Here is a 26,453-nt window from a genome sequence, read left to right as displayed (position 1 = left end):
TGATGGAAAAGATCCGGCATTTTTTAAAAGATGATGATTTATCCTCATTAGAGCAAGCCGAGGTGTTATCACTAGCTCTTGAAATGAAAAAGGATCCTTTCAGATTCCGTCCACTAGAAGGACCACAATCCGTCGCAGTTCTGTTCGATAAGACATCGACACGCACGAGATTTTCCTTCGATGCGGGAATCGCACAGCTGGGTGGAAACGCTATTGTTGTTAACTCTGGGAGTTCCCAAATCGGTAAGAAGGAAACGTTCGAGGATACGGGGGCAGTGCTTTCTCGTTTCGTTACAGCGATCGTGTGGCGAACATACGAACACAGTAATCTCGAACGTATAGCCTCAACAGCGACTGTTCCTGTGGTCAATGCACTCTGTGATGACTATCATCCGTGCCAAATCTTAGCGGATCTCCTTACAATTATTGAGCATTGCACTCCTCACAGTAAAGTGAGCGAATTACGTGGTTTAAACGCAGTGTATCTGGGGGATGGAAATAATAACATGGCAAATTCGTATCTTCTCGGATTTGCCTTAGCGGGTATCAACATAACGATTTGTTCTCCCAATGGCTTTCAACCGCGCTCCGCCATTGTGAAGCGAGCCCAAGGTCTTGCTGCGGACACGGGGGCATCCGTCGCGGTGACCGACGATGTCGACGCAGTAGCTGGAGCGGATGTCGTTATTACTGATACGTGGGTTTCCATGGGCTTTGAAAATGATGGTCTCGATCGTCGAACACCGCTCCTGCCATACCAGGTCAATGATGACGTGATGGGTCGGGCGAAAGAGACGGCGATTTTCCTCCATTGCCTTCCGGCCTACCGGGGTAGCGAGGTGACGTCGTCAGTCATCGATGGCCCTCAATCGCGCGTTTTTGATGAAGCAGAAAACCGTCTTCACGCGCAAAAAGCACTCTTGTCGTGGGTTATAGAGCATAATCCTTATTCGTGATTGTCGTGGGAGACGTCGTGGTTATCGTCGGTTTGAGAGAGGTTGATTAATGTCGAAACATGCGCCATCGACTCGCACTGCCCGTCAGGCTCGAGTTTTAGAGATCCTGCAATCGCATCATGTCTCTAATCAATCGCAGATCATCGAGTTGTTGGCACGGGATGGGGTGGAAGTCACTCAGGCGACGTTGTCACGGGATCTCGATGAAATGGGAGCGCGGAAGGTCCGTTCCTCCGACGGGGCGAGTTTTTATACCGTCGACGGACCCGACGCGGAGCCCGATTCGGACGGCCGAATGGATAAGCTACGTCGAACCTTGGCAGAGCTTTTGGTCTCGACGGACTTCTCTGGAAACTTCGCGGTGCTTCGCACGCCTCCGGGAGGGGCCCAGTACCTCGCTAGTGTTATTGACCGTGCTCCTTTGACACAGGTGGTCGGCACAGTTGCTGGTGACGACACCATTTTCGTTCTGTCACGTGAACCGATGAATGGTGAGCAACTCGCCCGGTACTTTGCTGGAGTTTCGTCATACTCGTCTCGATGACTAAACTTATCCGCATATTTGAATAATACTCACAAGTGGCCGTAGCTATCGGCCGCTGACCTTGAGTTATCTACTTTTCGTTTACTCAATTTTCAAGGAGAGTCTTGTGACTAATCGTGTTGTTCTCGCCTACTCCGGTGGCCTGGATACATCGGTAGCTATCCCTTATTTGGCGAAAATGACGGGTGGCGAGGTCGTCGCAGTGTCCATTGATCTGGGCCAAGGCGGCGAGGACATGGAATCGGTGCGTCAACGTGCTCTCGCCTGTGGTGCGGTAGAAGCCATCGTCGTCGATGCAAAAGATGAATTCGCTGAGCAGTATTGTTTGCCAGCCATCAAGGCTAACGGCTTGTATATGAAGCAATACCCGCTGGTATCTGCGCTTTCTCGGCCGTTGATCGTGAAGCACCTCGTGGAAGCCGCCAAGGAACATGGCGGTACCCACGTTGCCCACGGCTGCACGGGCAAAGGAAACGACCAGGTCCGGTTTGAAGTAGGTTTTGCCGACACCGCGCCTGATCTAAAGATTATTGCTCCGGCACGTGATTACGCCTGGACCCGGGATAAGGCCATTGCCTTTGCTGAAGAGATTGATTTGCCCATTGAACAATCGGCAAGTTCGCCTTTTTCCATTGATCAAAACGTGTGGGGCCGGGCAGTCGAAACGGGATTCCTCGAGGATTTGTGGAACCCGCCGACGAAGGATCTGTACGCATACACAGAAGAACCGTCGCTGGGAAATGCCCCTGACGAAGTCGTAATTTCGTTCGAAGGCGGTAAGCCCGTCGCTATCGACGGCCGGCCTGTCTCAGTACTTGAAGCGATCGAAGAGATGAATCGTCGTGGTGGGGCTCAGGGTGTTGGCCGGCTCGATATGGTCGAAGACCGCCTCGTCGGAATTAAGTCCCGTGAGGTCTATGAAGCTCCGGGTGCAATGGTTCTCATTCGGGCTCATGAGGCGTTGGAAGACATCACGGTTGAAAGAGAGCTGGCCCGGTATAAGCGGGGCATTGATGCTCGGTGGTCTGAAGAAGTTTATGACGGACTATGGTTCGCGCCGTTAAAACGTTCGCTTGACGCCTTCATTAACTCGACGCAGGAAAATGTCTCGGGCGATATCCGTCTCGTCCTTCACGAAGGCCGGATCACTGTGAACGGCCGTAGGTCAGATAAATCGCTTTATGATTTCAATTTAGCAACGTACGACACTGGAGATACTTTTGACCAGACGCTGTCGCGTGGCTTCGTGGAGCTGCACGGCTTATCTTCGAAGATCGCCTGCAAACGAGATCGTGAACAATAGTCACGATATTTTCTTCGCACATTTGGCATAGTGTCTTTTCTGGAAGTAAAGCTCACTGTGTCTGAAATAATGGGTCTGAGGTAGTGGGGCATCTAAGGAGAAACAATGGGAATTGCGGCGCATAAAACGAATCAGGGCTCTTTGTGGGGAGGTCGGTTCTCCGGCGGCCCGAGTGATGCGATGTTCGCCTTGTCCGTATCCACCCATTTTGATTGGGTTCTGGCACCATACGACGTTTTAGCTTCAAAGGCTCACGCCAGGGTGTTGCACAGCCGAGGCCTTCTTAGCGACGAAGACTTCGAAGCGATGATTAGCGGCTTGAATCAACTCGGTGACGACGTCGCGTCGGGCGCCTTTAAACCGGACCCCACCGATGAAGATGTCCATGGCGCCATGGAACGTGGCCTTATTGAGCGCGTGGGTGCCGAGGTCGGTGGACGCCTTCGCGCAGGGCGCTCGCGTAACGATCAAGTCGCCGCTCTCTTTCGGATGTGGGTGCGGGATGCTGTTCGAAACGTTGCAGCAGAGGTCATCGAATTAGTTAAGGCCCTGGCCGATCAAGCTGAGGCGCATTCCCATGACATTATGCCTGGTAAAACTCACTCGCAGGCTGCTCAGCCCATCCTTGTTGCCCATCAGCTTTTGGCCCATGCGCATCCGCTCGTGAGAGATGTCGACCGGCTTAAGGATTTGGACAAGCGGTTGGCAGTGAGCCCGTATGGTTCAGGTGCTCTTGCAGGGTCCACTCTACATTTGGACCCAGAAGCTATTGCGCAAGAGTTAGGGTTTGATTCCTCGTCGGAGAATTCGATTGACGGAACGAGTTCCCGAGATTTTGCGACAGAAACTGCTTATGTGCTGGCACAAATTGGTGTCGATATGTCGCGTCTTGCTGAAGAGATTATTTCTTGGTGCACACCGGAATACGGTTATGTCACTCTTGATGATTCGTGGTCAACGGGATCGTCGATCATGCCGCAAAAGAAAAACCCTGATGTTGCTGAATTGACTCGCGGTAAAAGTGGACGCCTGATCGGTAATCTTGCGGGTCTTATGGCGACCTGTAAGGCACTCCCATTGGCCTATGACCGTGATCTACAGGAAGATAAAGAGCCCATAGTTGACTCGGTTAATCAACTTCTTTTGCTCTTGCCTGCCATGACCGGTTTGGTAAAGACGTTAACGTTCCATACTGACCGGATGCGTGAATTAGCGCCTCGTGGATTCACCCTAGCAACAGATCTTGCGGAATGGCTCGTTCGCCGGGGCGTCCCGTTTAGGGAAGCACACGAGGCATCGGGATCATGTGTCCGCATGGCCGAGGCCCGCGAAGTCAGCCTTAAAGACTTGACTGACGAGGAATTGCGCTCGGCTCATCCGTCGTTAACGCCAGAGGTGAGGGAAGTGCTCACCGTGGAAGGGTCGGTCGCATCTCGTGACACCAAGGGAGGTACCGCGAGACCACGTGTGATGGAGCAACTTGAGCGGTTGAGAAAAGTCGCGTCTCAGGATTCCGAGTGGGCGGCTCATTCGCCCATTCCGGGTAGCGTTTAATCTTCGTGCTGGCCCGTCAGCTTTGATCAGCTGGTTCGCCGACGTCTTTACAACGACGTCGCTACGCCGGCGTCCGTATGTCGGCGCTCTTTACTGCCGGTGCATCATTCCCAGCACATCGTGGCGCCGTGGGGTAGCGCTCAATGACAGAAGATGCTGTGAGCGTCGGGTTTGAGCAGCAAGGTAGGCTAGGCGTTTATGAGCCTAAATGAAGAGCTACTGTCACTTCTGGTGTGCCCACAAGACAAGGGGCCACTGGAGTATCACGAGGACGAGCAGCTTTTGGTTAATCCGCGTTTGCATATTGCATATCCCATTGACGACGGAATCCCCGTCCTTCTTGAGGACGAGGCCCTCGCTTACCAAGGCAAATAAAGAAAAATTGCGCGTAATAGCGGGAAATCCGTCGCCAAACTGATTAATTATTCTCAGTCGAGTGTGTAGTAGAGGAGCACGTACTAAATGAACAACGGAGCGGATAGCGGCGTGTCAGAAGGATCTGACGCTCGAGCAGCTGTCATTGACGACCTTCAGTGGCGAGGTCTTATTAATCAATCGACGGATCTTGACCTGCTTAAGCAAGTGGCTCGTGAGGGGATGCTGACGCTATATACGGGCTTTGATCCCACCGGTCCGTCGCTTCATGCCGGTCATTTAGTTCCGTTGCTGATGCTTAAGCGGTTCCAGCAGGCCGGGCACCGCCCGATCGTCTTAGCTGGCGGCGCGACGGGGATGATCGGTGATCCCCGTGAAGTGGGGGAACGGGCGATGCTTGCCGCAGATACGGTCTCTGAGTGGGCCCAGAATATTTCGTCACAGCTTCGACGCTTCGTCTCATTTGAAGGCGACCCTGATTTCTCAGGGAGCAATGGTGCGATTCTCGAAAATAACTACACGTGGACATCGCAAATGTCTGCCATCGAGTACCTGCGTGATTTAGGCAAGAATTTTTCGCTTAACACCATGTTGTCAAGAGATACCGTGAAACGCCGGCTAGAGGGCGACGGCATCTCTTACACAGAGTTTTCTTACATGCTCTTACAAGCGAATGACTTCGTTGAACTTCGACGACGCTACGATTGCCGGGTTCAAATCGGTGGATCGGATCAGTGGGGAAACATCGTCGGAGGCGTCGACCTCAATCGGCGTGTCGATAACGAGGTTGTCCATGGAATAACCGTTCCACTCGTAACCGATTCTGAAGGGAAAAAATTCGGAAAGTCCACTGGCGGTGGGAAGTTGTGGCTCGATCCAGAAATGACTAGCCCGTACTCGTGGTATCAATACTTCCTCAACTCGGCAGACGCCGATGTTATCCGTTACCTACGGTGGTTTACTTTCCTTGACCGGGAAGAGCTCAAAGACTTAGAAACTGAAACGCAGGAGCGTCCGCATAAGCGTGCAGCGCAGAAACGCTTAGCTCAAGAAATGACGACGTTGGTCCACGGGGAGGAAGCGACGAAGTCTGTGGAACTTGCTTCGCAGGCACTCTTCGGTCGTGGAGAGCTGCGTGACCTGGACAATTTGACTTTGAAGGGTGCACTGTCGGAGACAGAGATTGCGGAGTTTCCCCAAGGGGCAGAGCCGACGATTGTTGACCTGCTCGTCGAGTCGAAGCTTGCACCTTCAAAGGGCGCTGCTCGCCGCACCATTAAAGAGGGTGGCGCGTATGTGAACAATGAGCGGGTCGCGGACATGGATTGGACCCCACGTGCGGACGATCTCCTCCACGGACAGTGGTTGGTTTTGCGACGGGGCAAGAAGTCGTTCGCGGGAGCTAAGTTCGCAGAGAAGTGATCTGTAGTTTTCCGTGTCGGGAGTGGGATCTGAAGTCAGAATCCCATGCAAACCTCCAAAGCTGTAGTTGAATACTTGTCAGGGGCCGCGTCTGCGGCCCCTTTTCCGATAGTGGAGAAGCGTCGATCGCCCAACAACTCTTTCCTCCACCATTTCACTGGTAACCGGTTCCACGCGGGTAACTCACTGCATTCATCATTTCATTGCCGACGGTGGTCTCGCTTGGTGAGTGTTCGTTGTTGTTTTGTGATCGACAACCTTTGTTGTGTGTGTTTGTTGTGGGTGTTTTGTGGTTGTGTGCTGGGGGTTTGTGGTGTGTGGGTGGGGTGTGTAGTGTTCTGTGTCGTCGCCGAGACAGCCCGCCCGGTTACTGGGAAAGCAGTGATCCGGTGGTTGGGGTGGAGATTCTTTCACTGGTTTTGTTTTCCAGTGTGTGGCGCGTGTTTGCGTCTGGCTGGTTGCGGTGTTAGGGTTTCTGCTTGCTGCACATGCTGGTGCACCGGTTGTGGTGTGCTTGGTGTTGTGTGTGCGTGTGTTGTGTGAGAACTCGATAGTGTGCCAATGTACTTTTGTGTTGGTCGCAGCAGGTGCCACAGTGTTGTGGTGGTTGCTTTGATCATCATGACAAGATTGTTTAACACCTAAATATTTTTTGGTGTGGTTGTGGTCTGCCTGCCCCGTTGGTGGGCTGCAACATTTGTTTTTTCGGATTCCGATACGGAATTGTTTTTGTGTCGGGGTTTGTTTTTTGCTTGGTTTTCAGGCTTTTTGTGCTTTGTTTGTATGGAGAGTTTGATCCTGGCTCAGGACGAACGCTGGCGGCGTGCTTAACACATGCAAGTCGAACGGAAAGGCCCTGCTTGCAGGGTGCTCGAGTGGCGAACGGGTGAGTAACACGTGGGTGATCTGCCCCTTACTTTGGGATAAGCCTGGGAAACTGGGTCTAATACTGGATAGGACCATGCTGTAGGTGGTGTGGTGGAAAGATTAGTTTCGGTAAGGGATGAGCTCGCGGCCTATCAGCTTGTTGGTGGGGTAATGGCCTACCAAGGCGTCGACGGGTAGCCGGCCTGAGAGGGTGGACGGCCACATTGGGACTGAGATACGGCCCAGACTCCTACGGGAGGCAGCAGTGGGGAATATTGCACAATGGGCGCAAGCCTGATGCAGCGACGCCGCGTGGGGGATGACGGCCTTCGGGTTGTAAACTCCTTTCAGCCATGACGAAGCCTTCGGGTGACGGTAGTGGTAGAAGAAGCACCGGCTAACTACGTGCCAGCAGCCGCGGTAATACGTAGGGTGCGAGCGTTGTCCGGAATTACTGGGCGTAAAGAGCTCGTAGGTGGTCTGTCGCGTCATTTGTGAAAGCCCGGGGCTTAACTCCGGGTTGGCAGGTGATACGGGCATGACTGGAGTACTGTAGGGGAGACTGGAATTCCTGGTGTAGCGGTGAAATGCGCAGATATCAGGAGGAACACCGGTGGCGAAGGCGGGTCTCTGGGCAGTAACTGACGCTGAGGAGCGAAAGCATGGGTAGCGAACAGGATTAGATACCCTGGTAGTCCATGCCGTAAACGGTGGGCGCTAGGTGTGGGTTTCCTTCCACGGGATCCGTGCCGTAGCTAACGCATTAAGCGCCCCGCCTGGGGAGTACGGCCGCAAGGCTAAAACTCAAAGGAATTGACGGGGGCCCGCACAAGCGGCGGAGCATGTGGATTAATTCGATGCAACGCGAAGAACCTTACCTGGGCTTGACATGCACTGGATGCGGCCAGAGATGGTTGTTCCCTTTGTGGCTGGTGTGCAGGTGGTGCATGGTTGTCGTCAGCTCGTGTCGTGAGATGTTGGGTTAAGTCCCGCAACGAGCGCAACCCTTGTCTCGTGTTGCCAGCATTTGGTTGGGGACTCGCGGGAGACTGCCGGGGTTAACTCGGAGGAAGGTGGGGATGACGTCAAATCATCATGCCCCTTATGTCCAGGGCTTCACACATGCTACAATGGCTGGTACAGAGAGTTGCGATACCGTGAGGTGGGGCTAATCTCGTAAAGCCAGTCTCAGTTCGGATTGGAGTCTGCAACTCGACTCCATGAAGTCGGAGTCGCTAGTAATCGCAGATCAGCAATGCTGCGGTGAATACGTTCCCGGGCCTTGTACACACCGCCCGTCACGTCATGAAAGTTGGTAACACCCGAAGCCGGTGGCCTAAACTCGTTAGGGAGCCGTCGAAGGTGGGATTGGCGATTGGGACGAAGTCGTAACAAGGTAGCCGTACCGGAAGGTGCGGCTGGATCACCTCCTTTCTAAGGAGCTTATTGTTTGTGTGGTGGCGCGGTGGCCGGCCGGTGGCTGGCTCGCGTCATTATGTTGTGTTTTGTGGGTGGATGGCTTGCTGGGGCGCGCGGTTGTTTGCGTGCGGCATCACAATCATCGGGTATCGATATCTGGTGGTGGGTGGTGTGTGGCTGACACAAATGGTTTTTGGGGTGCGTTGGTGCATTGTTGGGTGTCTGGGATGGCACATGGTTGTTGTTCCTGGCCTGGCTGCAGGTGATTGTCACGGTTGTGGTGGTTGCGTGTGGTGTGGGTGTGTTGTGTGAGAACTGGATAGTGGACGCGAGTAATCTTTTCTTGTTGTATTTTGTCTGGTTTATTCATACTCCGTTGCGCACATGGTTTTGTTGTGTGTGTGGTGGGGTTGTGTTGCCTTTGTTGTTGTTTGTTGTAGGGGCGCACGGTGGATGCCTGGGCACATTACGCCGATGAAGGACGTGGAAGGCCGCGATAGTCCTCGGGGAGTTGTCAATCAAGCGTTGATCCGAGGGTGTCCGAATGGGGTAACCTTGCCGTAGTTGTGTGCGGTGACCTGCTGGTGAATGTATAGCCGGTGTGGGGGTGACGCGGGGAAGTGAAACATCTTAGTACCTGTAGGAAGAGAAAATAATAATGATTCTGCGAGTAGTGGCGAGCGAAAGTGGATGATGGCTAAACCATATGCGTGTGAGACTTGCTAGGGGTTGCGTGTGTGGTGTTGTGGGGCCGTGGTGTTGGGTGGCTAGTGACGCCCTCCTGCGTGTGGTGTGTTAGCGGAAGTGGTTTGGAATGGCCTGCCGTAGACGGTGAGAGTCCGGTACGTGAAAACATATCTTATGTGGGGTGCTGTGGTGCCCGAGTAGCAGTGGGCTCGTGGAATCTGCTGTGAATCTGCCGGGACCACCCGGTAAGCCTGAATACGTGATGTGACCGATAGTGGATAGTACCGTGAGGGAATGGTGAAAAGTACCCCGGGAGGGGAGTGAAAGAGTTCTTGAAACCGTGTGCCTACAAGCCGTCAGAGCCTCATTGGTGGGGTGATGGCGTGCCTTTTGAAGAATGAGCCTGCGAGTCAGCGGCGCGTCGCGAGGTTAACCCGTGTGGGGTAGTCGTAGGGAAACCGAGTCCTAATTGAGGGCGGTTGTCAGTGGCGTGTCCTGGACCCGAAGCGGGGTGATCTACCCATGGCCAGTGTGAAGCATCGGTAAGACGTTGTGGAGGCGCGAACCCACGTAGGTTGAAAACTGCGGGGATGAGTTGTGGGTAGGGGTGAAAGGCCAATCAAACTCCGTGATAGCTGGTTCTCCCCGAAATGCATTTAGGTGCAGCGTTGCGTGTTTCTTGTTGGAGGTAGAGCGACTGGATGGTTTAGCGGGACTATCATCTTAGCGACATCAGCCAAACTCCGAATGCCAGCAAGGTGAGAGCGTGGCAGTGAGACTGCGGGGGATAAGCTCCGTGGGTCGAGAGGGAAACAGCCCAGATCGCCGGCTAAGGCCCCTAAGTGTGTACTAAGTGGAAAAGGATGTGGGATCGCGAAGACAACCAGGAGGTTGGCTTAGAAGCAGCCATCCTTGAAAGAGTGCGTAATAGCTCACTGGTCGAGTGGTTGTGCGCCGACAATGTAGTGGGGCTTAAGTGCATCGCCGAAGCCGCGGAAACCATGCTTTTGTGTGGTTTGGTAGGGGAGCGTCGTGTGCTCGTGGAAGCTGCCGGGTGACTGGTGGTGGAGGGTATGCGAGTGAGAATGCAGGCATGAGTAGCGAATGACAAGTGAGAATCTTGTCCGCCGGATGACTAAGGGTTCCTGGGTTAAGCTTTTCTTCCCAGGGTGAGTCGGGGCCTAAGGCGAGGCCGTCAGGCGTAGTCGATGGATAACGGGTTGATATTCCCGTACCCGTGCATGCGCGCCCATGGTGAATCAGTGATACTAACCGCCCTGAAGCACATGGCATGGTCTTTGGATTGTGGTGTGTGTGGATGCGTGGGGCCTGATCTGGTAGTAGTCAAGTGATGGGGTGACGCAGTGTGGTAGCCGAGCCACTGAGTGGATTGTGGTGTAAGCGTGTAGCCCGGCATTTAGGTAAATCCGGATGCCATCAGGGGTGAGGCGTGATGCGTACCCGTTGTGGGGATGTTGGTGATCCATTGCTGTCGAGAAAAGCCTCTAGCGATGTGTGTGTGCGGCCCGTACCCGAAACCGACACAGGTGGTCAGGTAGAGAATACTAAGGCGACGGGTGAACTGTGGTTAAGGAATTCGGCAAAATGCCCCCGTAACTTCGGGAGAAGGGGGACCACTGCTGGTGACAGACTGGTTGAGCTGGTGGTGGTCGCAGAGAGTAGAGGGAAGCGACTGTTTACTAAAAACACAGGTCCGTGCGAAGACGTGAAGTCGAGGTATACGGACTGACGCCTGCCCGGTGCTGGAAGGTTAAGAGGACCTGTTAGGCCGCCTTTGGTGGTCGAAGCGGAGAATTTAAGCCCCAGTAAACGGCGGTGGTAACTATAACCATCCTAAGGTAGCGAAATTCCTTGTCGGGTAAGTTCCGACCTGCACGAATGGCGTAACGACTTCTCTGCTGTCTCAACCACAGGCCCGGCGAAATTGCAGTACGAGTAAAGATGCTCGTTACGCGCGGCAGGACGAAAAGACCCCGGGACCTTCACTATAGCTTGGTATTGGTGTTTGGTTCGGTTTGTGTAGGATAGGTGGGAGACTGTGAAGCGGCCACGCTAGTGGTGGTGGAGTCGTTGGTGAAATACCACTCTGATCGTATTGAGCATCTCAACCTCGGCCCATGATCTGGGTTAGGGACAGTGCCTGGTGGGTAGTTTAACTGGGGCGGTTGCCTCCTAAATGGTAACGGAGGCGCCCAAAGGTTCCCTCAGCCTGGTTGGCAATCAGGTGGTGAGTGTAAGTGCATAAGGGAGCTTGACTGTGAGACTGACGGGTCGAGCAGGAACGAAAGTTGGGACTAGTGATCCGGCACTGGCTTGTGGATGCGGTGTCGCTCAACGGATAAAAGGTACCCCGGGGATAACAGGCTGATCTTCCCCAAGAGTCCATATCGACGGGATGGTTTGGCACCTCGATGTCGGCTCGTCGCATCCTGGGGCTGGAGTAGGTCCCAAGGGTTGGGCTGTTCGCCCATTAAAGCGGCACGCGAGCTGGGTTTAGAACGTCGTGAGACAGTTCGGTCTCTATCCGCCGCGCGCGTGGAAACTTGAGAAAGGCTGTCCCTAGTACGAGAGGACCGGGACGGACGTACCTCTGGTGTGCCAGTTGTCCCGCCTGGGGCAGGGCTGGTTGGCTACGTACGGGAGGGATAACCGCTGAAAGCATCTAAGCGGGAAGCCTGTTTTAAGATGAGGTTTCTTTTGAGGTTCCCTGGAGATGATGGGGTTGATAGGCCGGATCTGTAAGCATTGTGAGGTGTTGAGGTGACCGGTACTAATTGGCCGAACTAAAACAACAATGAATCATGATGGAATATTGTGAGAAGTTTGTTGGTTGCTTGCGTCTGCTGTTTGGTGTCTTGTGCAGCACACCACCTTGTTGGGTTGGGTGTGTGTTGTCCTTTTGTGTGTGTTGGTGGTTTTTGCGGTGGGGTCACGCCCGGTCCCTTTCCGAACCCGGAAGCTAAGCCTGCCTGCGCCGATGGTACTGCACCTGGGAGGGTGTGGGAGAGTAGGTCGCCGCCAACCGTAACGTGGGAACAATAGAATATGTGGTGTGTGTGGTGTGGTTGTGTGTGCTCGTTGTTTGGGGGGCGCGGGCAGCCACACCACTGTTTTTTGTGTGTGTTTACACGCCCAAAAAACCCAGCGAGCATTGAAGGAAACGAGAGGGTGTACAAAGTTTTCTATTCGCTCGTTGTGTATTCATTTCGAACGCAGCTAACAAAATTCCGTCCACCATCCGTTCCGCTGAAAGCCCTCTTTCAACCTCTGCTATTATCTTTTCGGTTAACGCATTGCTGCCCTTGGTGCTCTAACGCATCAAACGCAGTGATGACAGGTGTTTTTATATACGACTGTTAAGAAGTGAGCGGTACTATGAACGACTCCGAAGCAAATAAACGCCACAATGGATCGGCTAACAACCGCAACCACGGCTCCGGCAGATCGAGCGGCGACGGGCATCATGGAAGGCGCTACGATAAATCCGGTTCTTCTGACAGGAACCACCGAGCCAATAACCGCGACTTCAATAAAAAGAAATCCCACCGCAGCATCAACCGTAAGTCGAAGTACGCGTCAGGGCGTTCTGGTCCGAAGAAGAGCGGTTACCGGGAAGAGCGGTCGAAGAAGCACCTCAATGAGCCCTCACTGCCACCCGACATTTCTGAACGCGATTTAGATCCGACCGTTCGGCAGGACCTTCGCAGCCTATCGAAGCAGAACGCTGGGGTCGTGGCGAAACACATGGTCGCCAGCGCGTTAGCCATGGAAGAAGATCCCGAGCTGGCCCTTAAGCACGCTCGCGCAGCTAAAGATCGGGCGGGACGAGTGTCCATTGCCCGCGAGACGTGTGGTATCGCTGCGTACCATGCCGGCCAATGGAAAGAAGCGTTATCCGAGCTACGCGCTGCACGCAGAATTTCCGGGGGGCCGGGCCTACTTGCAGTCATGGCTGACTGCGAAAGGGGGCTAGGACATCCTGAGAAAGCCATATCTCTTGGTACATCGGATCAGGCGAAGCTTCTTGACTCGAACTCCGCTGAAGAACTCGCGATCGTCGTGGCTGGTGCTCGTCGAGACTTAGAACAATACGACGCAGCCGTCGCGGGGCTCGAACAAGAAAACCTTGATGATAAGCGGAAAGATGAGGAAGCCCCTCGGTTGTTCTACGCCTACGCTGATTCGCTGGCCGCAGCAGGGCGGACTACAGAAGCGAAGGCGTGGTTTCAAAAGACAATCGACCATGATCCCGACGAGCTTCTCGACGCAAAAGAGCGCTTAGCCGAGCTCATTTAAGATAAACGCACCGTATGGTGTCGCTATGTACCGATCCCTACGGATGACATCCATTAAGGAAGATTTGATGGCCGCCTCTAATAATGACAGCGCTCATACGTCCGAAGAGCGTTTGATCGACCGCACCGACGCGTTACTCCTCGATCTCGACGGAACCGTGTACCACGGTGCACGACCAATCCCGGAAGCTGTATCGGCCCTTAACGAGGCCCATTCCCACGTTGGCTTAAAGTACATAACGAACAATGCTTCCCGCTCACCCAGCGCTGTTGCCGAAGCTCTGCAGGAAATGGGAATTCCTGCCTCTGAGAACGACATCTTAACGTCCGCACAAGCCGGGGTTACGCTGTTGGTCAGCAAAATTCCTGCAGGTTCGCGCGTCATTGTATTGGGATCAGATTCGCTAAAAGAACTCGTCAGCGAGGCCGGGTTTAGCGTTGTCACATCGGCTGACGATCAACCAGCTGCCGTGATTCAAGGGCACGCGACGACGACGGGCTGGCCGCAAATGTCAGAAGCTGCGCTGGCAATTAATAACGGTGCGGTCTACGTAGCGACGAACATGGACACCACCTTGCCCACCGAGCGTGGCTTAACCGTCGGAAACGGGTCGATGATTGCTGCGATTACCACGGCAACAGGAGTTATCCCCGATTCTGCCGGAAAACCGGCTGGTGACATGTTTACCCAAGCGGCGGAAGAACTCCATTCTGATCGTCCACTGGCTGTCGGTGACCGCCTGAACACTGACATTGCCGGGGGAGTTGCGGCCGGAATCCCATCCTTGATGGTCATTACCGGTATATCAGGGCACAAAGATCTTCTGACCGCGGATCCTGCGGAGCGCCCCACATATATCGCCGACAATATGATGGCCTTGTTCGATTCGATTGATCGATCTGCCCCTGGATCAAAGTCAGGTTGGAAAGCAGAGGTGACGTTGGATGGCGTTTTGCAGCTGTCGTCCGTTGACGGCGAGTTTCCTGAGGGATCGGCTGAAGAATCCTTGGATGGTGCGGATTCACCTGAGCAGGGTCGTATCTCTGATCGACGACGCCACGACGCCTTGCTGACTGCGATCGCAGCAGCATGGGAAGAAGGAGCCCCCGCTGTGACCCAGGTGGCGGCGACCGATTCGACTGCGCAAAGTGTGATCGATACATGGCGATAACACCCGGTGACGTCCAGCGCCTCAACCAGAAACGTCTGGCTGAAGCGAATAAAACGCTCGAGGAGTCAAATGCTGAGTTGTCAGCGCACATGTACGAGATTCTTGAGGGGAATCACTCTGATCTCTCTGCAGAAGCTGATCGCTTAGAGAAGGCTCATGATCTTCTTCATCAGGCCTTGGAGGATTCCCGTGACTAAGCAGCCTAGTCGGCGTCGCCTCGACGCTGAGTTAGTAAACCGTAAAGTTGCGCGATCACGTGACCAGGCCGTTGAGATGATTCGCAGTGGTCGCGTTATGGTGAACGGATTTCAAGCTACCAAGCCAGCAACCCGAGTTGAGCCGGGCATATCCATCAAAGTGGAGAAAAGCGTCGACGATAATTGGGCATCTCGTGGTGCTCATAAGCTCCTTGGGGCGTGTGAAGCCTTCGAACCCGAGGGACTGTCATTTGAGGGGCGTCGGATATTGGATGCAGGAGCCTCAACAGGAGGGTTTACCGACGTATGCCTCAAGCGCGGAGCTCGGGAAGTCGTCGCTGTTGACGTCGGCTATGGGCAGTTGATCTGGCGTCTACAGAATGATGAACGGGTCCGTGTAGTAGACAGGACGAATGTACGACACCTGACCCCGGAATTGACAGGAGGCCCATGCGACCTGATGGTGGGGGACCTGTCGTTTATCTCTCTGAAATTGGTTCTCCCGGCGATTGTTGATTGTATGGGTGAGGGAGCAGATCTCCTCCCCATGGTGAAGCCACAGTTTGAGGTAGGGAAAGACCGTTTAGAACACGGTGGCGTGGTTCGGTCTGAAAGCTTACGGGTGAGCGCAACCGTGGAGGTTGCCCAGTATGCTCAAACTCTCGGTCTTTCACTCCGTGGTGTGGTTGCGTCGCCTCTGCCGGGGCCTAGCGGCAATGTGGAGTATTTTTTATGGCTTGTCAAGGATGGTGGGGTCCGAGCACTGGAACCCGGTAAACTTGAATCCATGGTGTCGGCAGCAGTGCAGGAAGGACCTCAATGACGGAGAAGAATCGGGAAATTCTGCTTGTTGCGAACACAGGGCGGGATTCAAACTTGGCTGCGGCGGCGGAAGCTGCTGAATATCTGAAGGACGCAGGACTGACCGTATGGGTCCTCGCTAGTGAGTCGTCGGACCCTATTACCAAGCACCCGGTCCTCGGCACATTTCCGATTTTTCGATCAGGAGAAGTTGATACGGCCCGCATTGAATTAGTACTCGTCCTCGGGGGCGATGGAACATTCTTACGTGCTGCCGATATTGCCCATGCTGCCGATTTACCCGTTCTGGGAATCAACCTTGGCCACGTCGGTTTCTTAGCTGAGTGGGAGCAAGAATCCCTTCCGGAGGCGCTCCAGCTTGTCATTAATCACAGCTGGCGTGTGGAAGATCGTATGACGCTATCGGTCAGCGTTCATGGTCCCGACGGACGGAACCTTGGCCGTGGTTGGGCCCTTAACGAAGTTGCTGTTGAGAATGTAGATAGACAAGGCGTGCTCGATGCAGTGTTGGAAGTTGATCAACGCCCTGTGAGTTCCTTCGGATGTGACGGAGTGTTGGTCTCTACTCCGACTGGGTCCACCGCATATGCGTTCTCAGCCGGCGGTCCGGTCTTATGGCCATCACTGGACGCCATCCTTGTCGTTCCTAACAACGCCCACGCACTATTCGCAAGACCTCTAGTGGTGAGCCCCTTCTCAGAGGTTGCTATAGAGACGAACACATCAACGCAGTCGGCGACGGCGAACCTGGATGGGATCAGAAGAATCCCTATCCCACCCGGATCCAGGGTGGAAGTCCGTCGTGGCGATCAACCAGTCAGGTGGGTCAGGCTAGACGCGGCACCTTTTACGGACCGTCTAGTGTCGAAGTTTCGCCTGCCTGTGTCCGGGTGGCGGGGGCCCAAAAAGTAATGCACGAGCCTCGGTCGCCAGAGCTGGGATACGATGCGGACGTCGAAAAAGCTTTCGGTCGGCAGGCACGTGTATGAAAGGGGAAACTAGTGCTCGTTGAACTCAGCATTGAGAACCTAGGAGTGTTGCCTAGCGCTACCGCATCATGGGCGCCTGGCCTTACTGTTCTCACTGGTGAGACCGGCGCAGGTAAAACCTTCTTACTGTCGGGCCTCAAACTCATTCAGGGGGCACGGGCTGATTCGTCGCGGGTCAGGGAAGGCCAGTCCCAAGCATTCGTCGAAGGGATTTTTGACTTTTCAGAGATCGACGAAGCTGACCGTGCTGCCATCACGGATGAAATCGAAAACGTCGGCGGGGATACCGAAAACAACGAAGTCGTCGTGTCCCGATCAGTCTCGTCAAAAGGTCGATCACGTGCCCACGTCGGCGGACGGACCGTCACTGCAGGACGATTGGCAGCCGTAGTGGATAATTTGTTAGTTATCCATGGCCAAAATGATCAATTGCGTTTATTGTCGACGGATCAGCAGCGGGATGCCCTCGATTCGTTTGACCCCGAAATTGCAGCCATTAAGTCGCGCTACCAAGTGTTGAGGGACCAGTGGCGGTCAGTGACACGCGAACTCACGAGGCGCCAACAGCATCGTCGAGAAATGGCTCAGGAAGAAGATCGGCTCCGATTCGCCCTCGACGAGATTGAGGCCGTGAGCCCCACGCCGCGTGAAGATGAGCTACTCGTCGACAGGGTTAAGCGACTGCAGGATGTTGATTCGCTGCGAGATTCCGCGGGGAGAGCTTTTCAGGCGTTAAGTTCCGATGATACCGAGGAAACGTCATCGGCTATCGACCTCTTGGGTCAAGCGCAATCAGCGTTGGCATCCAGCGGTGATTCGCAGCTGGTTAACCTGGGAACGCAAATTCACAACCTGCTTGAACAGGTGGGAGACATTTCATCCGACCTCAGCAGATATTTGGGCGGGCTCTCATCTAACCCCGGTGAACTCGATGCTGCACTCCAGCGTCAGGCACAGCTAAATGAGTTGACGAGAAAATATGCCGCGAACATTGACGCGGTCCTGGAATGGCGTGACAACGCCTACAAGCGGTTGGAAAGCCTCGATACCTCCACCGAAACAATTGAAAAACTAGCCAAGGAAGCAGAAGAAGCGGGGACAAAGACCCGAGAGATCGCCGAAAAACTAACCGCTGCTCGCCGACGTGCGGCAGGGAAACTCGAACGAGCGGTCACGGAAGAAATGAGGGGCTTGGCGATGCCGACGTCGTCGCTCGACATCGCAGTGACAACAAATACCGTCTTCCGAAAAAATGGGACCGATGAAGTCGAATTTCGACTGCGATCTTATGACGGCGCCGAGCCTCGTCCACTGACTCAGGCGGCTTCGGGCGGTGAGCTATCCCGAATCATGCTTGCCCTTGAAGTTGTCCTCTCCGCTGAACGACGCGGCACAACAATCGTCTTTGACGAAGTTGACGCCGGAGTGGGAGGACGCGCCGGGGTGGAGATTGGTCGGCGCCTTATGCGCTTATCAAGACAGTGCCAGGTGATTGTTGTCACGCATTTGCCACAGGTAGCGGCGTTCGCCGATCAACACCTCGTCGTTACGAAAAGCGTTGACGCCTCTGTCGCGGCGACATCGGGCGTCAAAACCCTAGCCGAAAGTGAGCGCGTTGAGGAGCTTGCACGGATGCTTGCCGGCTTAGATCATACCGATACAGGGCGCGCGCATGCCGAGGAATTATTGGCCACTGCAGCCCGCGAACGCTCTCGTACGTAAAAAGCGTCGGATTCGTTATCGTCGACGCGATTCCTTAATGCTTCTGATAAATAATCAGCACGAAGATTGTGTAATCCTCTTACCAGCAGATATCTGGCAGTCTTGATCCTTCAGTCGGCGCGCCTCTGTGCATAATGATAGGTAATCAGGAATGATGGCTACCATGAAACTGTTCTCTCGGTCGCAGTCGGATCTTCCGGGGCTTAACGCCACGGTTCGAGATATCGCTCACTCCTCGAAAGAACTGCGCAAGCTTGCTGAAGGCGATATCGCCATCATTGATGGGCCTGAAATCCCTCGAGGTCTGGCCCAGCGCCTAATTGACATGCATGTTTCCGCAGTCGCGACAGAGGTAGAGACAGAGCAGGGTAGTATCCCTCGCTTCGGCCCCCAGATGCTTATCGACGCAGGCGTCGTTTTTATCGACGGCATCGGCGCCGATGGGCGGAAGTCTCTTCAATCTGGGAAGACATATCGCCTCGACGAAGGCACCTTCTATCGAGGAGATGACGAAGTCGCTCGCGGTAAAGAAATCACCCTCGACCGGGCCATAGCGGTCTTTGAGGATTCCCGTGAACAGCTCGCGGATCACATGGAAGCGTTATCCGGCAACGTGACGGAATTTGTGCGTTCCGAATCGCCGCTCTTCATTGACGGTTTGGGCATCCCAGATGTCGATGTCCCCATCCAAGATCGGAAGGTCGTCGTTGTCAGCCCGTCTGCCGACGTTGAGTCGCAACTGAAAGACTTGCGTTCGTTTATTCGTGAATATGATCCGCTACTTATCGGTGTGGAAAACGCAGCTGACATTTTGGTGGAAAAGGGATATAAGCCGTCGATCATCGTCGGCGATCCTGAGCTCATCAATGATCGCGCGTTACGCTCTGGGGCGACGGTGATTTTGCCAGCTGACCCTGATGGTCACGCTGCAGGGTTGGAGCGAATCCAAGACTTGGGAATCGGCGCGATGACCTTCCCAGCGGCCACTGACTCGGCCACGGATCTGGCGTTGTTAATCGCCAGCTATCATGGCGCGTCACTCGTCGTTAATTGTGGTTCACCCTTTGATATTGAGACGTTGTTTGATGAGAATCAGCGGGATGCTGCTCCGTCAGCTTTGCTGACCCGTGCGCGAGTCGGTACCCGGTTGGTCGATGCCTCGGCCGTGAATGAACTTTATCTGGTACGGTCGTCGGGCTTGGGATGGTTGTGGGCAGTTATTGCCATTATCATCGCCCTCGTCACCATTATTCTTATTTCGGGGCTGTCAGGTGATGATTCATTTATCAACAACCTGATAGACACGTGGAACAGTTTCGCAATTAGTGTTCAGAATCTGTTCAAGTAAGGCAGTTTTACAGCCATAGGAGCACAGTTTGTCTCACAATCGATCAGGCATTGCAGTTGCCGGTGCGGCGTGCGGAATTGCCCTGGGAACCGTCTTCGGCGTGTATGTTTTAGGCCCACACTCGGGTGCGAGTAGCCATATCACCCGGCACAATGTTGATACCGAGCGCAAGGTCGACTCAGTCACTGCGGAACGTAATCAGGCCAATAAGAGTGTTCAGGCTGCTGATCAGCTCGGGGTAACCCTTGCACCAGATGCGGTCAGGGGGCGGTTGCAGGATAAAGCTGTGCTGATAATAACCACGCCTGATGTCAATAAAGATGATGTGAAGGCTGTCAACGGCCTCATCGAACCCGCAGGCGCTCATGTAGCTGGCACTATTGGTCTGAAAGACAAATTTGTTTCTCGCGACGGCGGTGATGACCTGAAATCCATAGCTGCGACGACGCTACCGGCAGGTGTCCAACTGTCCGAGAGAAATTCGTCGCCTGGCTGGCATATCGGCCAACTGATGGGCGGTGCCTTCTTGAAGAAGAGTGAAGGCGGGGATAACGCTGAAGAGCAATCTACAGGACCGGAAAGAAAAATAGTCAGGGATGCGCTGACTCAGGGAGATTTCCTTACTGCTGACGGCCTCGATGAACCGGCTGATGTGGCTATCCTCATCACCGGAGGTTCCGACGGTAAGAAGGGAAACCATGATTATGTAGCAGGCTTCCTTCGTGATTTCACCGAAGGGCTGGGCCACAATGGATCCGGTGTTGTTGCCGCGTCTCGCCCCGGCGCAGCCGAGGATGATGGAGTTATTGCTCGGCTCCGCGATTCATCAACGCACGATGAGCAAGAGGGGTCACAAGCTAAGATCGCCACCGTCGATGACATTAATCATGTTACGGGGCAGGTCAGCGCAATTCGCGCTTCCGCTGACGTCATCGCAGGAAAAACCGGTTCCTATGGGATTATGGATGGTTCAAAGGCAGCCGTTGCACAGTAAGGCCCCTCGGTTGCCAAGGTCTTCGCTGCTGCGGTTGGTTGTGCACCGCAAAATGACGACGGTGAAAGTTTCGTGTTAGGCTGAAGTCCCGAGGGATTGTGGATATCTACCGATAATTGCCACTTTAACCGATGGATTTTCCGTTAACCGTTAAGCATCAAAACCGGTTGCGGTTGTCCAGCATTGATCACCGTCCATCATCGATCCTCGGGAGAGCATAGTGTCGCAATCGCGCGCCGAGCATGTCACCAAATTTGTATTCGTCACCGGCGGTGTTGCCTCATCGCTGGGTAAAGGATTGACAGCATCTTCACTAGGTCAACTGCTGACGGCACGTGGCCTGAAAGTCACCATGCAAAAGCTTGATCCCTACTTGAATGTGGATCCAGGGACGATGAACCCGTTCCAGCATGGGGAAGTGTTCGTGACCGACGATGGTGCGGAAACCGATCTTGATCTAGGGCACTATGAGCGTTTCTTGAACCGCAACTTGTCAGGAAACGCGAATGTGACTACTGGGCAGGTCTATTCCGAGGTCATTGCCAAAGAGCGCCGCGGGGAATACCTCGGGGACACTGTGCAAGTTATTCCCCACATTACGGATGAGATCAAGCATCGCATCTTGACGATGGATCGCCCGGATGAAAATGGGGTTCGGCCCGATATCGTTATCACGGAGATCGGTGGGACTGTCGGTGATATCGAATCCCAGCCATTCCTTGAAGCTGCTCGTCAGACACGACACGACGTGGGGCGAGAGAACATCTTCTTCATTCATGTGTCGCTTGTTCCATATCTCGCGCCGTCCGGTGAGTTGAAGACCAAACCGACACAGCATTCAGTGGCTGCTCTGCGATCGATCGGTATCGTTCCGGATGCACTCGTCCTGCGGTGTGATCGGGAAGTTCCGGAGCCGCTCAAGGCAAAAATCGCTTTGATGTGCGACGTTGATCAGGAAGGTGTGATCTCCTGTGCCGACGCCGACTCCATTTACGAAATTCCCAAAGTTTTGCACCGTGAGCACTTGGATGCGTTCCTCATTCGTCGGCTAGATTTGCCTTTCCGCGACGTTGACTGGGCCGAGTGGGACTCGTTGCTGCGGAAAGTCCACGAGCCGGAGCATGAATTGACCGTGGCTCTGGTGGGCAAGTACATCGACCTTCCCGACGCTTATCTCAGCGTGACAGAAGCTATCCGTGCAGGTGGATTTGCTAATAATGCCCGAGCTCGGGTGAAGTGGGTCGCCTCGGATTTGTGCCAGACTGAGGAAGGTGCAGAAAAAGAGCTAGGAAACGTAGATGCCATCGTCGTTCCAGGTGGCTTCGGTATTCGTGGAATCGAAGGCAAGATCGGTGCGGTCCGCTATGCACGTACACATCGTGTACCGTTCTTGGGCCTGTGTCTGGGTTTGCAATGCATGGTGATTGAGGCTGCGCGTGCCGCGGGAATTACCGACGCATCCTCAACTGAGTTTGATCCTCAGACCACTGAGCCCGTGGTCTCAACGATGGCTGAGCAGATGGCCGCCGTCTCTGGAGAAGCGGATCTCGGTGGGACCATGCGTCTGGGCGCGTATCCTGCCGTGTTGGACAAGGGTTCGGTGGTAGCGGAGGCGTACCGAACGTTAGAGGTGTCGGAGCGTCACCGTCACCGTTATGAGGTCAACAATGCGTACCGTCAGCGGATTACAGATGGTGTTGGACTGAAGTTCTCTGGTACTTCTCCTGATGGAAAACTCGTTGAGTTTATTGAGTATCCGGATCATCCGTACATGGTTGCGACGCAGGCTCACCCGGAATATAAGTCCCGCCCTACAAAAGCTCACCCATTATTCGCTGCTCTGGTTAAAGCTGGGTTGAAGCATAAGAATGATGAGGAAAAGTAGTTACGGTAAATGAGGAGGACAAGCCACGAATCCGCTAGACAAAACATCTGATACTGGCTCATTAGACGAGAGCGCGAACCCGTCGGCTCAGAACCGTCCGGGGTCGTATGACTTCACGGTAGAAGACTCTACGTATTTGCTCGACAAGCCGATTATTGCGGTGCGGCAGGATACTGTCTCTATGCCGGGCGGAACATACGCACGACGTGAAATCGTGGAGCACCTTGGTGCCGTCGCCGTGGTAGCTTTCGACGGAAAACGCGTGAAGCTGATCCACCAATATCGGCACAGCGTGGGACGACGCCTGTGGGAATTGCCTGCTGGGCTCTTGGACGCTGCTGGTGAGGATCCTCTTCAGGCTGCGTCCCGTGAGCTTCAGGAGGAGGTTGGCCTCGCCGCCGAGCGGTGGGACCTGTTGTCGGATATTGTGTCGTCGCCCGGATTTTGTGAAGAGGCCGTCCGCATATATCTTGCGCGGAATCTTAGTAACGTTGATCGCCCAGAATCGGATGATGAAGAGGCCGACTTGACGTCAACTTGGGTGGATCTGGACATTGCTATCTCTCAGATCATGGATGGAACGATTTGTAATGCTATCGCTACATCTGGAATCTTGATGGCTGCACAGGTCATAGGAAACGATGTTTGCCCACGTAGCGTCGACGAGCCCTATGCTCTGCGTCCATATCGACTAGCTGAGCGCCGTGAAGCACAGTTGCGTGAAGCAGGGAAATCGACTGCGGATCTCAAGGTGACAGTGACAGATAAACTACCCGGAGACACCCACCACGCGTGAGTGCGTCTAACGCATGTAGTTGAGTTCTCTGCGCACAACGAAGTGTGAGGTTATGTCTTCTATGTCGACTCCAGGGGCACTTTCCTCTTCTGCAGATGAGCCCCACGAGGGGCAGCATCCGGGAGCGGACGTGTCTCAGATGGTGGCTGCTTATATTGATCACCTGGCGGTGGAAAAGAACGCTAGTCCGAATACGTTGTCGAATTACCAACGTGATTTGAATAAATATGTCGCGTGGTTGAATCAGCATAACCTCAGCATCGATAGCGTCGATGAGCCCGATATTGAGCAATTTATTGCGGATTTACGACGGGGAGACTCGACGTTAGGGTGGTCGCCTCTGGCAGCATCGTCTGCTGCGCGTGCAACCGTCGCCGTTCGTTCTCTGCATCGGTTTTCCCACGAGGAAGGGCAACTAGCTCGGGACGTCACTGCAGGAGTGACTGTTCCACGTTCCGGTCAATCGTTACCTCATGCTTTGACTGTGGAACAGGTCAATCGGCTCATTGAGTCGTGCCCGGTGAATGAGTCGAGTAGCCCGATTGCTCTTCGCGACCGTGCCGTTATTGAACTTCTGTATGGCACGGGCATGCGAATTAGCGAGGCCCTTAATCTCGACATCGATTCGATTGATCGAAATCACGCGTTTGTGCGTGTCGTGGGAAAGGGGAGGAAGGAACGACTCGTTCCGATCGGTGCGCCGGCGCTTTACGCTATTGATGCGTGGCTAGTCCGTGGTCGCCCCTCGATGGTCAAGCGGAGCGATAAAGCGTTGTTCCTGAATGCTCGGGGTAACCGTTTGGGCCGGCAATCGGTATGGAAGTTCCTCCACGCGGCAGCGGAACGCTGTGGGCTCGGCGATTCGGTGGGGCCTCACACGTTGCGCCATTCATATGCAACTCATCTTCTTCAAGGTGGAGCTGATATTCGGGCGGTTCAGGAGCTTTTGGGGCATGCAAGCGTGACGACGACACAAATCTACACTGCAGTGTCTATTGATAATCTCCGGGAAGTTTATGCTACGTCCCATCCTCGTGCGTAAGTGGGCAGAAAAATAGTCTCGACCTTGACTCTAAGTGTGTTCGTCGTCGTCGACTCGTTTTTCGGCGCAGTGGCACATTAAGTTCTCAATACGAACTTGAACTATGTCAAGCTCCAATACTTGACATCTGCGCTATAGCCCCTTCGTATTGTAGAGTGATACTCGAATTACATCGATGGTTTTCATCGTTGCTGCACGGTACGCATTGTGACCGTATGCATCCTGATTGACTGAGAAACGGTTGGCGTGCGTGTACTGACGACAAGTTCCGGAGGAAGGATTGACTGTGGTTGCATCGTCTCCACACGAGTCGGATAAGGGTGATGGTCTTTTTGACGACCCGACGCCCGAGCTGGGGCTGACTGGTCGCCCCCGCCGACAGATTCCGGAGCCGCCTCAGCTCGATCGTCATGGCCCAGCCACTATCGTCTCGATGTGTAACCAGAAGGGCGGGGTCGGTAAGACGACGTCAACTATCAACTTAGGTGCTGCTTTAGCTGAATATGGGCGACGGGTCCTCCTCGTTGACCTCGACCCCCAGGGGGCACTGTCAGCTGGCCTGGGTATTCCACATGATGAACTCGACCTCACGGTATTTAACCTGTTGGTGGACCCGTCGACGTCGATACTCGAGACCATCCATCGAACCGCTGTCTCGGGCTTGGATTTAGTTCCTGCCAATATCGACTTATCCGCAGCGGAAATTCAGTTAGTTAATGAAGTGGGACGTGAGCAGTGCCTGGGCCGGGCTCTTCGGCCGGTGATGGGCGAATACGATTACATCATTATCGACTGCCAGCCATCACTCGGCCTGCTCACGGTCAATGCATTGGCATGCTCGCAGGGAGTCATCATCCCGATGGAGTGTGAATATTTTTCCTTGCGCGGTCTTGCTCTCTTGACCGATACCGTTGATAAGGTGCGCGATCGACTTAACTTTAACCTGGAAATCATCGGGATACTGGTCACGATGTTTGATCGACGAACCCTTCACGCGCGAGAAGTGATGGAGCGCGTGATCGAAGTATTCGGAGACCAAGTTTTCGATTCCGTTATCACGCGGACCGTCCGATTCCCCGAGACGTCAGTAGCAGGAGAACCTATCACAACCTGGGCGCCGACGTCGGAAGCTGCGGAGCAATATAGGGGAGTTGCCAGTGAAATGGTGGAGCGTCTTAGTAAGTGACCGACGCGAATGCTGCGATGACAAAAAATGGTGAGGGTGTCCAAGAGGAAATCACAGGGTTCCGCGTGGCCCTCGCGAATTTTACCGGTCCGTTTGATCTCCTCCTCCAGCTCATTCATAGTCACAAAATGGATGTAACCGAGGTTGCTCTCGCCCAGGTCACAGATGAATTTGTCAGTTATACCCGGAGTTTGAGCAAGACCGAGGACCTCGATGAAATTACGGAGTTCCTTGTTATTGCAGCGACTTTATTGGATTTGAAAACAGCACGCCTGTTGCCCCGAGGTGAGGTTGACAGCGAAGAAGATCTTGCACTTTTAGAAACCCAAGATCTGCTCTTCGCTCGATTGCTTCAATATCGGGCTTATAAGGAAATTGCGGACGAGCTACGTGTACGTCACACGCATGCCGCCCGACGTTACCCGCGGGCGGTTGGCATGGAAGAAAAGTTCGCATCGCTGTTGCCGCCGGTCCGTATTGACCACACCCCCCAGTCATTTGCCGATATGGCAGCAGCTGTATTCCGCCCCCGTCCACCTGACACAGTGAATACGTCACACATCCACTCCGTGGCGGTATCCGTCCCGGAACAAGCGGGACGGATTCTTTCCATGCTCCATTCCGCCGGTGCCTATTCGTGGTGCTCATTCGAGCAACTGACCTCCGACTGCACGGTATCAATGCAAATCGTCGGCAGGTTCTTAGCATTGTTAGAGTTATTTAAGGCTCATGCCACTGACATCGACCAAGATGAGCCTTTAGGCGAGATGTTAGTAGCGTGGACGGGTCTTGAGGTTGATCCAGCTGTCGTTGCGGCCGCGAACTGGGAGTAAGTCCCGGTCGCCAGACTAGGGGTC

19 protein-coding genes and 3 rRNA genes are annotated in these 26,453 nt (G+C 54.2%); all 22 read left to right on the top strand.

Annotated elements, in window-relative coordinates; translation table 11 throughout:
* Nucleotides 1-2: 2 nt before the first annotated feature.
* The 22 genes from argF (at nucleotide 3) to I6J23_RS09350 (ending at nucleotide 26,429) form a co-directional block, all read left to right on the top strand.
* Nucleotides 3-956, top strand: a complete 954-nt coding sequence (gene argF, locus I6J23_RS09455; protein WP_204583057.1) for an ornithine carbamoyltransferase — start codon at nucleotides 3-5, stop codon at nucleotides 954-956.
* A gap of 49 nt (nucleotides 957-1,005) precedes the next feature.
* Nucleotides 1,006-1,500 (top strand): arginine repressor, encoded by a 495-nt coding sequence (locus tag I6J23_RS09450; protein WP_012731482.1) that lies wholly within the window; start codon nucleotides 1,006-1,008, stop codon nucleotides 1,498-1,500.
* A gap of 106 nt (nucleotides 1,501-1,606) precedes the next feature.
* Entirely contained in the window at nucleotides 1,607-2,803 is a 1,197-nt protein-coding gene (locus tag I6J23_RS09445) for an argininosuccinate synthase (protein WP_204581842.1), read from the top strand.
* A 105-nt stretch (nucleotides 2,804-2,908) separates the two neighbouring features.
* Nucleotides 2,909-4,357, top strand: coding sequence for an argininosuccinate lyase (argH, locus tag I6J23_RS09440; RefSeq protein WP_204581841.1), 1,449 nt, complete (start codon nucleotides 2,909-2,911; stop codon nucleotides 4,355-4,357).
* Between the two features lie 198 nt (nucleotides 4,358-4,555).
* A complete protein-coding gene (locus I6J23_RS09435; RefSeq protein ID WP_012731485.1) occupies nucleotides 4,556-4,732 on the top strand; it encodes a Trm112 family protein in 177 nt (58 codons plus the stop codon).
* Nucleotides 4,733-4,819: 87 nt separating this feature from the next.
* Complete coding sequence (gene tyrS, locus I6J23_RS09430) at nucleotides 4,820-6,154, top strand: tyrosine--tRNA ligase (RefSeq protein WP_204581840.1); 1,335 nt, start codon at nucleotides 4,820-4,822, stop codon at nucleotides 6,152-6,154.
* A 780-nt stretch (nucleotides 6,155-6,934) separates the two neighbouring features.
* Nucleotides 6,935-8,455 (top strand): 16S ribosomal RNA (locus I6J23_RS09425).
* Nucleotides 8,456-8,866: 411 nt separating this feature from the next.
* A 23S ribosomal RNA gene (locus I6J23_RS09420) occupies nucleotides 8,867-11,943 on the top strand.
* Between the two features lie 112 nt (nucleotides 11,944-12,055).
* Nucleotides 12,056-12,172: ribosomal RNA gene (gene rrf / locus I6J23_RS09415) — 5S ribosomal RNA — on the top strand.
* The 16S, 23S and 5S rRNA genes sit together here, the layout of an rRNA operon.
* A 351-nt stretch (nucleotides 12,173-12,523) precedes the next feature.
* Nucleotides 12,524-13,444 carry a tetratricopeptide repeat protein gene (locus I6J23_RS09410; RefSeq protein WP_204581839.1) on the top strand — a complete coding sequence of 307 codons (921 nt, stop codon included), beginning with the start codon at nucleotides 12,524-12,526 and terminating at the stop codon, nucleotides 13,442-13,444.
* Nucleotides 13,445-13,469: 25 nt separating this feature from the next.
* Nucleotides 13,470-14,615 carry an HAD-IIA family hydrolase gene (locus tag I6J23_RS09405; protein WP_412523816.1) on the top strand — a complete coding sequence of 382 codons (1,146 nt, stop codon included), beginning with the start codon at nucleotides 13,470-13,472 and terminating at the stop codon, nucleotides 14,613-14,615.
* Nucleotides 14,606-14,812, top strand: coding sequence for a hypothetical protein (locus I6J23_RS09400; RefSeq protein WP_204581838.1), 207 nt, complete (start codon nucleotides 14,606-14,608; stop codon nucleotides 14,810-14,812). The genes I6J23_RS09405 and I6J23_RS09400 overlap by 10 nt, the downstream gene beginning before the upstream one ends.
* On the top strand, nucleotides 14,805-15,635 hold the full coding sequence (locus I6J23_RS09395) for a TlyA family RNA methyltransferase (RefSeq protein WP_412523815.1): 831 nt from the start codon (nucleotides 14,805-14,807) through the stop codon (nucleotides 15,633-15,635). Before I6J23_RS09400 ends, I6J23_RS09395 begins: the two co-directional genes overlap by 8 nt.
* On the top strand, nucleotides 15,632-16,546 hold the full coding sequence (locus I6J23_RS09390) for an NAD kinase (RefSeq protein ID WP_012731492.1): 915 nt from the start codon (nucleotides 15,632-15,634) through the stop codon (nucleotides 16,544-16,546). Before I6J23_RS09395 ends, I6J23_RS09390 begins: the two co-directional genes overlap by 4 nt.
* Nucleotides 16,547-16,635: 89 nt before the next feature.
* A complete protein-coding gene (gene recN / locus I6J23_RS09385) occupies nucleotides 16,636-18,345 on the top strand; it encodes a DNA repair protein RecN (protein ID WP_204581836.1) in 1,710 nt (569 codons plus the stop codon).
* Between the two features lie 154 nt (nucleotides 18,346-18,499).
* Nucleotides 18,500-19,693: a putative cytokinetic ring protein SteA gene (gene steA / locus I6J23_RS09380; RefSeq protein ID WP_204583055.1), complete on the top strand. Its 1,194-nt coding sequence runs from the start codon at nucleotides 18,500-18,502 to the stop codon at nucleotides 19,691-19,693.
* Nucleotides 19,694-19,721: 28 nt separating this feature from the next.
* Nucleotides 19,722-20,687: a copper transporter gene (locus I6J23_RS09375; protein WP_204581835.1), complete on the top strand. Its 966-nt coding sequence runs from the start codon at nucleotides 19,722-19,724 to the stop codon at nucleotides 20,685-20,687.
* A 220-nt stretch (nucleotides 20,688-20,907) separates the two neighbouring features.
* The gene (locus tag I6J23_RS09370; RefSeq protein WP_046202357.1) at nucleotides 20,908-22,572 is read left to right on the top strand and encodes a CTP synthase; all 1,665 of its coding nucleotides are present in this window, start codon (nucleotides 20,908-20,910) and stop codon (nucleotides 22,570-22,572) included.
* Between the two features lie 136 nt (nucleotides 22,573-22,708).
* Nucleotides 22,709-23,368 (top strand): NUDIX domain-containing protein, encoded by a 660-nt coding sequence (locus I6J23_RS09365; protein ID WP_239454906.1) that lies wholly within the window; start codon nucleotides 22,709-22,711, stop codon nucleotides 23,366-23,368.
* A 139-nt stretch (nucleotides 23,369-23,507) separates the two neighbouring features.
* Entirely contained in the window at nucleotides 23,508-24,410 is a 903-nt protein-coding gene (gene xerD / locus I6J23_RS09360) for a site-specific tyrosine recombinase XerD (protein WP_204583053.1), read from the top strand.
* Between the two features lie 286 nt (nucleotides 24,411-24,696).
* A complete protein-coding gene (locus tag I6J23_RS09355; protein WP_204088408.1) occupies nucleotides 24,697-25,596 on the top strand; it encodes a ParA family protein in 900 nt (299 codons plus the stop codon).
* A 17-nt stretch (nucleotides 25,597-25,613) separates the two neighbouring features.
* Nucleotides 25,614-26,429 (top strand): segregation and condensation protein A, encoded by an 816-nt coding sequence (locus I6J23_RS09350; protein ID WP_204583052.1) that lies wholly within the window; start codon nucleotides 25,614-25,616, stop codon nucleotides 26,427-26,429.
* Nucleotides 26,430-26,453: the final 24 nt, after the last annotated feature.

It is taken from the genome of Corynebacterium kroppenstedtii (assembly GCF_016894245.1).
GTDB lineage: Bacteria > Actinomycetota > Actinomycetes > Mycobacteriales > Mycobacteriaceae > Corynebacterium.
Note: the sequence above shows the minus strand (reverse complement) of the source record. Positions and strands in the feature narration are given on the sequence as shown.

Coding starts and splice junctions, on each gene's coding strand:
- xerD (WP_204583053.1), top strand. CDS start 23,508: ATGGTGGCTGCTTATATTGATCACCTGGCGGTGGAAAAGAACGCTAGT.
- argH (WP_204581841.1), top strand. CDS start 2,909: ATGGGAATTGCGGCGCATAAAACGAATCAGGGCTCTTTGTGGGGAGGT.
- I6J23_RS09350 (WP_204583052.1), top strand. CDS start 25,614: ATGACAAAAAATGGTGAGGGTGTCCAAGAGGAAATCACAGGGTTCCGC.
- steA (WP_204583055.1), top strand. CDS start 18,500: ATGGCTACCATGAAACTGTTCTCTCGGTCGCAGTCGGATCTTCCGGGG.
- tyrS (WP_204581840.1), top strand. CDS start 4,820: ATGAACAACGGAGCGGATAGCGGCGTGTCAGAAGGATCTGACGCTCGA.
- I6J23_RS09390 (WP_012731492.1), top strand. CDS start 15,632: ATGACGGAGAAGAATCGGGAAATTCTGCTTGTTGCGAACACAGGGCGG.
- argF (WP_204583057.1), top strand. CDS start 3: ATGGAAAAGATCCGGCATTTTTTAAAAGATGATGATTTATCCTCATTA.
- I6J23_RS09435 (WP_012731485.1), top strand. CDS start 4,556: ATGAGCCTAAATGAAGAGCTACTGTCACTTCTGGTGTGCCCACAAGAC.
- I6J23_RS09405 (WP_412523816.1), top strand. CDS start 13,470: ATGTACCGATCCCTACGGATGACATCCATTAAGGAAGATTTGATGGCC.
- I6J23_RS09400 (WP_204581838.1), top strand. CDS start 14,606: ATGGCGATAACACCCGGTGACGTCCAGCGCCTCAACCAGAAACGTCTG.
- I6J23_RS09450 (WP_012731482.1), top strand. CDS start 1,006: ATGTCGAAACATGCGCCATCGACTCGCACTGCCCGTCAGGCTCGAGTT.
- I6J23_RS09410 (WP_204581839.1), top strand. CDS start 12,524: ATGAACGACTCCGAAGCAAATAAACGCCACAATGGATCGGCTAACAAC.